The organism is Streptomyces sp. NPDC051364 (assembly GCF_040682115.1).
In the GTDB taxonomy this organism is placed as follows: domain Bacteria; phylum Actinomycetota; class Actinomycetes; order Streptomycetales; family Streptomycetaceae; genus Streptomyces.
This window is the reverse complement of sequence record NZ_JBFBAH010000040.1, coordinates 29,606-40,938: the sequence shown is the minus strand read 5'-3', so window position 1 is coordinate 40,938 and position 11,333 is coordinate 29,606. Positions and strand designations below refer to the sequence as shown.

Genomic DNA, 11,333 nt, shown 5'->3' with positions numbered 1-11,333 from the left:
GGGGCTCCAGCACTTCCCAGACAAAATTCCCTGGAGCGTCCTGTGGCCCACCTGCTTTCCCGTAACCGCACGAAGCCCCGACCCGGCGCACCAGCAGCGCGTCTGCGGCGCATCGGTGTCCTGCTCGCCGGCGCGATTACCGCCGGCCTGCTCTCGGCCGCCCCCGCCGCCGCGGACCCCGCCCCGGCCGCCCCCATCGCCCTGGTGTCGGTGACGGCGACCGCTGACGACCAGCTGTACGCGCTCGCCGCCGACCACTCCGCCGTCTACCGCTGGAACGGGAAGGGCACCGACTGGACCAAGGTCGGCGGCCCCGCCCAAGACCTCTACGCCGGCGGCGCGGGCCTCTTCGCCACCAGCCCCGGCAGCGGACAGCTGAGCAAGTACAACGGGCAGCCCGACAGCTGGTCCCAGATCGGCGGGGCGGGCGCCGACTTCGCCGTCACCGGCGACCACCTCTACGGCCTCAACCCCGACCGCACCGCCGTCTACGAATGGAACGGGCAAGGCACCGACTGGACCAAGATCGGCGGACCCGCCCAAGACCTCGAAGCCGGCGGAGCAGGGCTCTTCGCCACCAGCCCCGACGGCGAGCTGCACAAGTACGACGGGCAGCCGGACACCTGGAGCGAGATCGGCGGGGCGGGCGCCGACTTCGCCGTCACCGGCGACCACCTCTACGGCCTGAACCCCGACCGCACCGCCGTCTACGAATGGAACGGCACCGGCACCAACTGGACCAAGATCGGCGGACCCGCCCAAGAGCTCTACGCCGGCGGAGCAGGACTTTTCGCCACCAGCCCCGACAAGAAGATCCACCGTTACAGCGGACAGCCCGAACGATGGGCACAGGCCGGCGAACCGGGCAAGGCCTTCACCGCCAGCAACGCCCACCTGTACGGTCTCGCACCCGACGGCAACAGCGTCCACCAATGGAGCGGCCAGGGCACCGCCTGGACCTCCCTCGGCGCGCCCTCGACGCCCGCCAGCCCCACGGCGCCGCCGCAGCCGACGGAGCAGGCACCGCCCGCGGCGGCTCCCGAACCCTCGGATCAGACGCCCCCCGCGGATGAGGACGGGCCGGAAGGCAAGGGCCCCGAGCCGGTAGAAGCCGGTGACGCGGCGCTCACCATGGCCGTCACCGCCAAGGACGACCTCTACACCCTGACCCCCGACCACAGCGCACTGTGGCGCCGCAGCGGCAGCCGGTGGGAGCAGATCAGCGGCCCCGCCGGCTCCGTATACGCCGGCCGTGCGGGAGTGTTCATCACCCGCCCCGGCACCAACACGCAGATCAGCAAGTACAACGACGAGACCAGGGCCTGGGAGCCGATCGTCGAGGCGAACGGCAGCTTTGCCATCACCGGTGACCACCTCTACCACCTCACCCCCGACGGCATCGGGCAGTGGGACGGCGACACCTGGACCGGGATCGGCGGCCCGGCGAAGAACATCTACGCCGGCGGCGCCGGCCTCTTCGCCACCAACCCCGACACCGGCAACATCTACAAGTACGACGGCCGGCCCGATCAGTGGATTGAGGTCGGTGGCCCCGGAGCCACCTTCGCCGTCAGCGACACCCACCTCTACGGCCTCACCCCCGACCGTAGCGCCGTCTACGAATGGACAGGAAAGGACACCGACTGGATTCTCGCGGGCGATTCCGAAGAGTCCGAGGATGCGACGGGCCCCGAGCAGCCGGGCGGTGCCGTCCCCGCGCCTGCCAGCACTCCCGGCCCCGCCAAAACAGCGAAGTACTGGAACGCCAGCATCAAGTGCAAGGCATCCAACCCCGAGTTTGGGGTGATCCCCACCCGCATCGGCAATGGCGACCTCGGGTGGAATCATTTCACCACGAGGCACAACATCCGGACCTGTAAGCCCATCGAAGCGGCCCTTCGAGGCAAAGTCGACAAGAAGGACGGCGCCCGCCAGGAATACCTCGCCGAGGTGGTCAACGAAAGGCTGCGGAAAAGGGTAGAGGTTGTCGTGATCGTCCAGAATGGGTCCAGGACCCGTGACCAGCTCTATGCTGTGGCCCCCGGCGAGAAGATCGGCGTGATCAACGCCTTCTGCGTGAATCAGCCCCGGAACAGGTGCCCTGACTGGATCAACGAATGATTCCAGCCTCCGTTCGATGTCGTGGCCGTTTCGACTTGGTGGGCCTACCAGTTGGTGCCCATCTGGGTGCGGTTGCCGAGGCCGCCGGGCCCGTTGCCGGGATGGAGGTAGAAGGTTCCCGTGCTGTCGGCGCGGCCCCTGCCTCCCTCGGGCGAGACACGGCGGCGGGCAACATCTGGCTCAACGGGCTACACGCGATGCCCACGTTCCCCAACATCGACAGGACCTGGCTCAACGGCGACCGGACCCTCGGATGAGTTCCGCCCTGTAGATCCTGCCCCTGCCGTGCGAAGTGCCGCTTACGGGCCGTCTGCAGCTCTCTGAACGAACGGACACTCAAGGACATTCCAGGACAGAGGTGGCCCTCACAGCCGCCCAGGTCCACGGCCCATCGCGTGGCCGCGCCGGACGCTGCTGCTCGAACCGAGCAGCGTCCGGCCCGTACAGGAGCACTCACCCCTCACGCACCGCACAGCGTAAGGAGCTACCTGCGCCGCTCAGCTTCGAGTACCGGCTGAGATGGGGGATACCGCAGGACAGCAACAGCCAAACGAGGGAGATGTCAGTGGTGCATTTATGGAAATCGTGCAGGACCTGGCAGATGGGACTGCGGTCGGTAATAGTGGCAGCCGTGGTGCTCATGGGCGCCAACGCTTGTGATGCAGACGGATCAGCCGACAAGCCTCAAGCTGGACAGGCGCCGCAGTCCGCCCAGGCAACGTCGACACCGGACAGAGAAAGAAAGCTGGACGCGCCAGTCGCCAAGGGACTGGCTTCGCTCACCAGCGGTAATCTCACCCAGCTGGCCTTCTACGATCCGTCGACGGGCAAGGAGACCTTCAGTACGACGCTGCCGCAGTACTCCGAGAAGAACCCGTGGAAGCGCTACAGCTTCTCGCCGGACTGGAAGCGGCACGCCTGGGTCAAGGACGGCGACCTCTTCGTGGGCAGCTTCACCGGCTCGTCGGTCTACTCGGCGTACGACGAGACGCCAGGCATAAAGATCGGCGGCAAGCCCACCTTCAACGGCGGTAAGCGCGCCTACCGCCAGCCCCGCTTCAGCGCTGACGGCAAGAAGATCTTCGCCCTGGCCAATGACGAGAAGGTGTACTCCGCCGATCCCTCGTCCCCCGACCAGCTCACCGAGGAAGCGACCCTGAAGCAGGGAAGTTTCTTCGGCGGCAGAAGCGAACTCCTCTGGGACCTCACAGCCGACGGCAAGGTCGTCAAGCGACCCGCCCCTGTGCACCCGGAGCGGGGCGGGCAGGCGACCAGCCCAGACGGAACCAAGACACTGATCTACAACGGCAACGGCTGGTTCCTCAAGATGAACGGCGCAAACGGCGCACCGCAGCTCGCTTTCGAAACACTCACCGACGACACAGACAAGCCTGTGGGAAGCGGCCCGAACCCTGGCATGGACGTCGACATCATCGGCTGGTACTGATCCGGACACACAGCGGAAGACTGGCTTTGTACACGTCGAAGAGCAGCGTTTCGACAGCAGTTCGGGAGTCACCCTGGCCGTCGGCGCCGAGCCGTTGTTCACGACATCGGGAGTCACCGCCCATCGCCAGGACCTCGTGCTGATGGTCTGGGCGTCGCCGGAGGCCGGGTCCGGCCACGGGGGAACATCAGCGCCGCACGCCGTCGGACGAGACCTCTGGACGACACGGCAGCTTCGGGGCACTCCTCCCCGTATTGGGCATGGCCGCGTGCTAGGGATAGTAAGTAAAGATGCCCGAAATAGGAGGTATACGACGATGCGCACAACTCTTCTCCGCGTGACGACCGCGCTGGGCGCCGCGACAGTGCTGGCTGTCTGCGGCGCCGGCGCGGCCAGCGCCGACGACACGGGGCCGGGCCATTCCGTGGGCAGCTCAGGCTTCGGGAACTCCGGCGTCGGCAACGCGGGCGCTCTCAACGACGGCGTCGGCAACGCGGGCATCGCCAACTGGGGTCTGGGCAACGCGGGCATTGCCAACACAGGCATCGGCAGCCACGGCATCGGAAACTCCGGCCTCGGCAGCTCCGGCATCGGCAACTGAGGCGGGCCCACGGCCCCGCACTACCGAGTCACACGACGTGCCCGGCTGCCGTCGGGCCGGTCTACCCGGGCCGGGCCGCCCCTTCCATGAGCGGCAGGCCCGGGTGTCTGGCGCGGAGCAGCTGGCCCGCGACGACGGCGGACCGCGCGATCTGAACCGGCTTCACCTGGTTGCACGAGCGCTTGGACGCCACCGCCCCCGGCGGCCCGCCTGGCCGCCGCCCGCGAGCCCGGCCGCATTGGGGGGCTCCGGGTACGGCTTCAACGCCGTCTCGCGGCCCCCTGTGGCTCGCTGCCTTCCGTTCTCGTGAACATCGACATCCCGCCTCGGCGGGTGCCTCCCGAAGTCATGAAGAACGGGCTTCGCTACCCGTGAATAAAGCCACTGCTGGGACGCCCGGAAACGCTGCACGGCCAGCGCCCGAATCCCAGGCTTCGGCGAGCGGGACCATGTGGTCGATGTCCAGCGCACCGGCCGGCGTGACCTCCCGCTCGTCGTAGTACGACCACCACACGCCGCCGGTCAGGGTGCAGCCCGGGCCGATCTCCGGGTACACGACCGCCTCGGCCAGGAGGACCTCGGCGCGGGTGTTGCAGCCGTCGGCCGGGATGTCGCCGGCGTTCCAGTGCTTGAAGGAGGTGCGCTGGTAGCCGGTGCGGTCCTCCACCGCCAGCGGCAGTGCGGAGACCGCGATCCCGATCGGCAGCACCTGCGGCACGGCGGCCGCGGCCGGAGCCGGGGTGGCGGGTTGTGCAGCCGCGTGCGCGGCTGTGGGCAGAGACAGGGTCAGGGCGAAGACGGCGGCCGCGACAGCGGACCGCTTCATGATCATCATGGGCCGGTTCTACCGACCCCCACACCGTCAGCAACAGCCCGTGTCGGCCGGGTTCACCCGCCCGAGCACGCCGGTTCACCGGCGAAACGCCACTGCACCCCGCCCCCGCCCGGTCAGCCGGCGGCCGCCGCCGGCCCCTCACCGAACCGGGGCACGTCCTCGAGCCCCACGTCCAGGCGCAGGCGCAGGAAGCGCAGCGGGTGGCGGAAGACGCCGCCGTGGTCGATGGCCCGGTCGGCGCTGACCTCGGCGACCAGGGCGGGGTGGACGAGGGTGGTGTCCAGGACGTCGCGGTTTCCCCACGTCGCCGAGAACTTCGCCCCTGTCCACGGGTGTCCGGGCGCGGCCGCGGTGAGATGTTCGGCGACCTGCCGAGCGGCGTCCGGGCGCAGCGGTACCGTGCGGCCGACCGCGCGCAGCCGGCCCGCCTGGTCGTGGCGGCCGAGGACCAGGAGCTGCGGGCGGGTCAGGGTGCCGGTGACTGCGCCGATGATCGCTTCGGTGGTGTCGCGTCTTCTGATCTTGGTCCACCCTCTGTATCCAGCGAGGTAGCGACCGTTCAGGGGCTTGACCAGGATCCCCTCCACTCCCGACACGTCCGTCCAGGACTCCAGCCATTCGCGCGCCTTGGCCAGGTCGGTCGTCATCGGGCAGAGCGTCCACGGCGCGGTCAGGGCGTGCTCGGTGAACAGGTTCTCCAGCAGTGCGCGCCGCTCGGCGTACGGGCGCGTCAAAAGCTCCTGGCCGTCCTGCTGCAAGAGGTCGAAGGCGACGAAGTAGGCCGGCCACCGGCCGGCCAGGGCCCGGGCGCCACGGGCGCGGGTGGCGGCCCGGCGCTGCAACGCCTCGAACGACAACCGGTCGGCCTCGGTGTCCCAGACGACCAGTTCGCCATCGAGGACCAGGCCATGCGGCAACTGTGCCTCGGCGGCCGCCACCAGGTCCGGCCACCGGTCCTGGACCAGCGCCCCGCGGCGGGTCTGCACCAGCACCGTGCCGCCCGGCCCGGCCGCGGTGAAACAGCAGCGCCCGGTGACCGTCCAGCTTCTGCTCGTACGCCACAACGGACCGCAGTGCCGCCGGGCCCGGCACGGCTTCCGCGGCCTGCGCCAGCATCGGCTCCACCGGCGGTCTGAGCGCCACCAGGGCCTCCCTCACGGCTTCCCCTCTTCCAGGGTCCGCCAGACCAGCCGGAGGCGGCCCTGCAGAACGGCCGTCGCGTCATCCATCCGAGGGGTCCGGCGGGGCGAACGGCCTTTCCGGCGCCGGCTCGGCCGCGCAGGGCGAGCCCGCCGAAGCCCCTCTGTCCGCCCCCGCCTCCACTCCGGCGGGCGGCGGCCCGCGTCCGCTGCGCGATCCCGACGCGGTCGCACTCGATGACGACGAGGACGGGCAGGGCTGACCTGCTCTGCAAGGCCACCGAGCAGCCCGGCGGAGCACGGGGTCATGTGGGCGGGCGAGGCGGGCGGGTTCCGAGGCTGGTGACAGCTGCCCCGGCGGAGAGAGCGGCGAGGAGCGCGAACAGGGCGGGGTAGCCGCCGAGGGGCGCGGCGAGGGCGGCGCCGGCGAAGGGGGCGAGGGCGGCCGCGGTGTGGGCTGGTGCGGCGAGGAGTCCGGAGAGGCGGCCGTAGTGGGTGGTGCCCCAGCGGTCGGTGACGGCGGTGGCCTGGAGGAGGGTGAGGTTGCCGCGGACCGTTCCCGCAACCACCGCGAGCGCGACCAGGAGTGCGTAGGGTCCGGCGGTGACCGCGAGAGCTGCGGTGGTGAGCCCGCCGAGTCCGACCAGCGTGGTGGTGCGGGCGGTGGCGCCGGTGCGGCGGGCCAAGGTGGCGTAGAGGGTGCGGCCGAGGGTTTGTCCGGCGCCGCCTAGTCCGAGGGCCCAGGCGGCTTCGGCGGTGGTGTATCCGCGTTCGAGCAGGAGCGGCACGAGTCCCATCACGACGGCATACATCGCGAACCCGGAGAGGGTGAAGGTGACCGCCAGCATCCCGAACGCCCTGCTGCGCACCACGGCATCTCTGCCACCAGCGGCATGCGCGGGGCCCTTGGGAGCGGGCGGCCACGGCGCTTTGAGCGCGAGGGCGTGGGCGGGGACCGTGACGAGCGCGAGGATCGCGGCGAGCACGGTGTAGGTGGCGCGCCAGGACATGTGGTCGGCAAGGACGGCGGTCAGGGGTGCGAAGAGCGTGGAGGCGAGGCCGCCTGCGAGGGTGACGATGGTCAGGGCGCGGATGTGGTCGGGGGCCCACCAGCGGGTGAGGGCGGCGAAGGCGGGCTGGTAGAAGGTGGCGGCCATCGCCGCTCCGGCCAGCAGCCACCCTGCGGAGAAGACCGCGAGGTTGGGGGCGGCGGCCACGGTGAGCAGGCTGAGCACGCCGAGGACGGAGCCGGCGGTCATGACGAGGCGGGGGCCGCGGTGGTCCAGGACGCGGCCGACGTAGATGCCGGTGAGGGCGGAGACGAGGAGGGCGGCGGAGAACGCGGCGGTGGTCGCGGCTGGGCTCCAGCCGGTGTCGGCGGTGATGGCGGGGTTCAGGACAGGGAAGGCGTAGTAGAGGATGCCCCAGCTGGTGATCTGGGTGACGCACAGGGCGGGCAGTGCGGCGCGTGGCCGCGACCGGACCCCCGTCCCGGTCGCGGCCACCTCGGTGTGCGGCATGTGGTCAGCAGCCGCCGGAAGAGGAGGCGGGGGCGCCGATGGTCAGGGTCGCGGGGGCCGCGCAGCAGCCGCCACCGCTGGTCTCTTCGGCGGCCTGGGGCTGGTCGAACAGGCCTGCGCCGCCGCACACGCCGGTCTCCGGGAGGGTCAGCTCCACGCGTTCGGCAGCTTCCTGGTCGCCGGCGAGGTGGGCTGCGATGGAGCGGACCTGCTCGTAGCCGGTCATGGCGAGGAAGGTCGGCGCGCGGCCGTAGGACTTCATGCCGACGAGGTAAACACCCTGTTCGGGGTGGGAGAGCTCGTTGACGCCGTGGGGGTAGACGGTGCCGCAGGAGTGCTGGTTGGGGTCGATCAGCGGCGCGAGGTCGACGGGCGCCTGGAGGCGCTCGTCCAGGCCCAGGCGCAGCTCGGAGACGAAGGACAGGTCGGGGCGCAGGCCGGTGAGGACGATGACCTCGTCGACCGCGTCGAGGCGGCGGCCGTCCTCGGCGACCAGCACCAGGCGGCCGTCGTGGTCGCGCTGGATGGCGTCGGTGCGGAAGCCGGTGACGGCGTCGGCGTAGCCGTTGTCGACGGCGGCCTTGGCGGCCAGGCCGAGGGCGCCGCGGGCGGGGAGCTGGTCGGCGCTGCCGCCGCCGAAGGTGGAGCCGGAGATGCCGCGGCGCAGGATCCAGGTGGCGTGGGTGCCGGTGCCGTCTTCGGCCTTGGCGAGGTCGGCGAGGTAGGCGAGAGCGGTGAAGGCGGAGGCGCCGGAGCCGATGACGGCGGTGCGCTTTCCGGCGTACCGGGCCCGGATGGCCGGGTCCTTGAGGTCGGGGATCCGGTAGGAGATCCGGTAGGCGGCAGCCTTCTCCCCGAGGGCGGGCAGGCCGTCGCCGCCGATGGGGCTCGGGGTGGACCAGGTACCGGAGGCGTCGATGACGGCGGAGGCCAGGATGCGCTCCTCGGTGCCGTCCGCGTTCACGATGCGCACCGTGAAGGGCTGCTGCTCGCGGTCGGCGTCCACGATCCGGTCGCGGCCCAGGCGGGAGACGCCGGTGACAGTGGCGCCGTAGCGGACCGTCTCCCCGAGGACGTCGGCGAGGGGCTGGAGGTAGAGGGCGGCCCAGTCCGCGCCGGAGGGATAGCTCCCGCCGTCGGGTGCCATCCAGCCGGTGGGGGCCAGGAGCTTCTCGGCGGCCGGGTCCACGAGCTCGGACCAGGTGGAGAACAGCCGTACGTGGCCCCATTCGCGTACCGCGGTGGCGGCGGACGTTCCGGCTTCCAGGACCAGGGGCGTGATGCCGCGCTCGGTGAGGTGCGCTGCCGCGGCCAGGCCGGCGGGGCCCGCTCCGATCACGGCGACGGGCAGGGCTTCGGTGGATGCGTTCACGACGGGCTCCCCAATTGATTCGACGTCTGTCGATGTCCTGGCGCCTCAAGAGTGCACCTGACATCGACATTCGTCAACATAGACATCTGTCGAAGTTCGAAGGATGATGGGGGCATGTCCACTGTGAAGGTGTTGCCGCTGCTGGAGCCGGAGGCCGTGGCCCCGTGCTGCCCGCCCCTGACCGAGCGCCCGCTGACGGCCGAGGAGGCCGAACGGACCGCGATCATGTTCAAGGCCCTCGGCGACCCGGTACGCCTGCGCCTGTTCTCCGCCGTCGCCTCCCACGAGGGCGGAGAGGCGTGCGTGTGCGACATCTCCGACGTCGGCGTATCCCAACCCACCGTCTCCCACCACCTGAAGAAGCTCCGCGAGGCCGGCCTGCTCTCCTCCGAACGGCGCGGGACCTGGGTGTACTACCGGGTCGAGCCAACGGTCCTCGCGGCCATGGGCCAGCTCCTCACCCGCGCGGCCACCGCATGAGCATCGCCATCACGGCGCTGACCGGCGCGCACGCGGACGAGGCCCTGGCGATCTACCAGGCCGGTATCGACGAGGGCAATGCCACCTTCGAGACCACCGCCCCGACCTGGCCGGAGTTCGATGCGGCAAAGCTGGCCGAGCACCGCTTCGCCGCGCTCGACACCGACGGCAAGCTGCTCGGGTGGGTCGCCGCCACCAAGGTGTCCGACCGCTGCGCCTACGCCGGTGTCGTGGAGCACTCCGTCTACGTCCACCCCCGGGCCCGGGGACGCGGCGTGGCCAGGATCCTTCTGGACGCGCTGATCACCTCCACGGAAGCCGCGGGGATCTGGACTATCCAGTCCGGGATCTTCCCCGAGAACACCGCCAGCCTCGCCCTCCACCAGCGCGCCGGATTCCGGATCATCGGCACCCGCGAACGCATCGGCCGCCACCACGGCGTGTGGCGCGACGTCGTCCTGCTGGAGCGCCGCAGCCCACAGATCAGCTGACGCGTACAAGCTCCGGCGCCTGCTGTCAGGCGGCTCCCCTGGCGCAGGTCGCAGCCGGCGGCACCCCTACGCGCCTGCCTGGCCGCCGCCGATCACCACCGCGCCCGTCCACCGCGTCATGCGGCGGGCTGGTCCTGTTCGTTCTTGCCACGCATGAAGATGACCGCCACGAGCGCCAGGCCCACCACCCCACCGATCAACTGCATGGCGATGAACCCGGCGACGGAGGCCGGGGCGATGCCAGCGAAGGTGTCGGTGAAGGCGCGGCCAATGGTCACGGCCGGGTTGGCGAAGGAGGTGGAGGAGGTGAACCAGTACGCGGCACCGATGTAGGAGGCCACCGCGACGGGCGCGAAGCGGAGGCGGTCCGTCTTCGCCAGGCCGAAGATCAGCAGAATCAGGCCCGCGGTCGCCACGACCTCACCAAGGAGCAGGTTGCCCGCCGAGCGGTCATGCTGCGACCACTTCACCAGGGGCTCGCCGAACATCGCGTCCGCCAGGACCGCGCCCGCGATGGCGCCGACGATCTGGGAGGTCACGTACACGGCGAGTTCGCGGGCGTTGACGCCGGCGCCTCCACGGCGGGCAGTCCACCACTCGGCGAGGGTGACGGCGGGGTTGAAGTGGGCGCCGGATACGGGGCCGAGGAGGACGATCAGGACGCCGAGGCCGAAGACGGTGGCGGTGGAGTTGGCCAGCAATTGCAGTGCGACGTCGTCGGTGAGCTCGGTGGCCTGGATGCCGGAGCCGACCACGATCGCCACCAGGGCGGCGGTGCCGACGAGCTCGGCGGCGGCGCGGGCGATCAGCGGCGTGCGTGGCGCAGTGACGCCGGGCGCGGGCTGCGACGCCGGGTCGGCGGCTATCGCGTCGCTCGCGGCGGACTCGGTGACGGTCAAGGCAGGTTCTCCTCGGGGCAGGTGAGGCAAAGCGCGAAAGACTACGGGCAGGACCGCTTGAGGTTCGTTTCGGCGGTGGCGCGCGCGGTCGTAGCGAGGTCGGCGAACTGACCGGCCAGCGCTTCGATGACTTCCGGGCGCAGCCGGTAGTAGGTGAACCGTCCGCATGGCTCCGTCTCCACGACCCCGGCCTTTCGCAGCACCGTCAGGTGGTTGGAGAGGTTCGTCTGCTTGGCACCGGTCTCCTCCACGAGGTGGGTGGTGCAGAGCGTCTCCTTGGCAAGGAGGGTCACGATCTGGAGCCTGAGCGGGTCGGCCAGAACCCGGATCAGATCAGTGTCAACTGACGTCATCATGGGCTGATACTTTCACATCAGCGGACACTGACACCAGCTCATGCTGGCGATTGCCGCTTTACGCTCCCGCCT

Annotated in this window: 10 protein-coding genes and 1 pseudogene; 5 read left to right on the top strand and 6 right to left on the bottom strand. The window is 70.5% G+C overall.

The genetic code is table 11. The annotated features are described in order from the left end of the window. The first annotated feature begins 42 nt into the window (after window positions 1–42). From AB0M76_RS39030 to AB0M76_RS39020, 3 genes are all read left to right on the top strand, one after another. On the top strand, window positions 43–2,121 hold the full coding sequence (locus tag AB0M76_RS39030) for a hypothetical protein (protein WP_365957480.1): 2,079 nt from the start codon (window positions 43–45) through the stop codon (window positions 2,119–2,121). A gap of 631 nt (window positions 2,122–2,752) precedes the next feature. Continuing rightward, on the top strand, window positions 2,753–3,568 hold the full coding sequence (locus AB0M76_RS39025) for a hypothetical protein (RefSeq protein ID WP_365957479.1): 816 nt from the start codon (window positions 2,753–2,755) through the stop codon (window positions 3,566–3,568). Window positions 3,569–3,905: 337 nt separating this feature from the next. Continuing rightward, a complete protein-coding gene (locus tag AB0M76_RS39020; RefSeq protein WP_365957478.1) occupies window positions 3,906–4,169 on the top strand; it encodes a hypothetical protein in 264 nt (87 codons plus the stop codon). A gap of 415 nt (window positions 4,170–4,584) precedes the next feature. Here AB0M76_RS39020 and AB0M76_RS39015 read toward each other — a convergent pair. The 4 genes and pseudogenes from AB0M76_RS39015 to AB0M76_RS39000 all read right to left on the bottom strand — a co-directional run. Further along, a pseudogene (locus AB0M76_RS39015) lies at window positions 4,585–4,995 on the bottom strand (HNH endonuclease); the annotation flags it as partial. A gap of 122 nt (window positions 4,996–5,117) precedes the next feature. After that, window positions 5,118–6,068, bottom strand: coding sequence for an ATP-dependent DNA ligase (locus tag AB0M76_RS39010; protein WP_365957477.1), 951 nt, complete (start codon window positions 6,066–6,068; stop codon window positions 5,118–5,120). Window positions 6,069–6,448: 380 nt separating this feature from the next. Next, on the bottom strand, window positions 6,449–7,663 hold the full coding sequence (locus AB0M76_RS39005) for an MFS transporter (RefSeq protein WP_365957476.1): 1,215 nt from the start codon (window positions 7,661–7,663) through the stop codon (window positions 6,449–6,451). 4 nt (window positions 7,664–7,667) lie between these two features. Beyond that, on the bottom strand, window positions 7,668–9,035 hold the full coding sequence (locus tag AB0M76_RS39000; protein ID WP_365957475.1) for an FAD-dependent oxidoreductase: 1,368 nt from the start codon (window positions 9,033–9,035) through the stop codon (window positions 7,668–7,670). Window positions 9,036–9,149: 114 nt separating this feature from the next. Here AB0M76_RS39000 and AB0M76_RS38995 point away from each other — a divergent pair, with 114 nt between their 5' ends. Together AB0M76_RS38995 and AB0M76_RS38990 are read left to right on the top strand one after the other, a co-directional pair. Next, window positions 9,150–9,515, top strand: coding sequence for a metalloregulator ArsR/SmtB family transcription factor (locus AB0M76_RS38995; RefSeq protein ID WP_365957474.1), 366 nt, complete (start codon window positions 9,150–9,152; stop codon window positions 9,513–9,515). Continuing rightward, a complete protein-coding gene (locus AB0M76_RS38990; RefSeq protein WP_365957473.1) occupies window positions 9,512–10,006 on the top strand; it encodes an N-acetyltransferase family protein in 495 nt (164 codons plus the stop codon). Before AB0M76_RS38995 ends, AB0M76_RS38990 begins: the two co-directional genes overlap by 4 nt. 116 nt (window positions 10,007–10,122) lie before the next feature. Here the strand turns inward: AB0M76_RS38990 and AB0M76_RS38985 are convergent, their stop codons facing one another. Then, on the bottom strand, window positions 10,123–10,905 hold the full coding sequence (locus tag AB0M76_RS38985) for an MIP/aquaporin family protein (RefSeq protein ID WP_365957472.1): 783 nt from the start codon (window positions 10,903–10,905) through the stop codon (window positions 10,123–10,125). 41 nt (window positions 10,906–10,946) lie between these two features. Continuing rightward, window positions 10,947–11,261, bottom strand: a complete 315-nt coding sequence (locus AB0M76_RS38980) for a metalloregulator ArsR/SmtB family transcription factor (protein ID WP_365957471.1) — start codon at window positions 11,259–11,261, stop codon at window positions 10,947–10,949. Between the last annotated feature and the right edge of the window lie 72 nt (window positions 11,262–11,333).

What these genes read in the sequence shown, in the direction of transcription:
- AB0M76_RS39005 (WP_365957476.1), bottom strand. Translation starts at nt 7,663, where the DNA reads ATGCCGCACACCGAGGTGGCCGCGACCGGGACGGGGGTCCGGTCGCGG.
- AB0M76_RS38995 (WP_365957474.1), top strand. Translation starts at nt 9,150, where the DNA reads ATGTCCACTGTGAAGGTGTTGCCGCTGCTGGAGCCGGAGGCCGTGGCC.
- AB0M76_RS38980 (WP_365957471.1), bottom strand. Translation starts at nt 11,261, where the DNA reads ATGATGACGTCAGTTGACACTGATCTGATCCGGGTTCTGGCCGACCCG.
- AB0M76_RS38990 (WP_365957473.1), top strand. Translation starts at nt 9,512, where the DNA reads ATGAGCATCGCCATCACGGCGCTGACCGGCGCGCACGCGGACGAGGCC.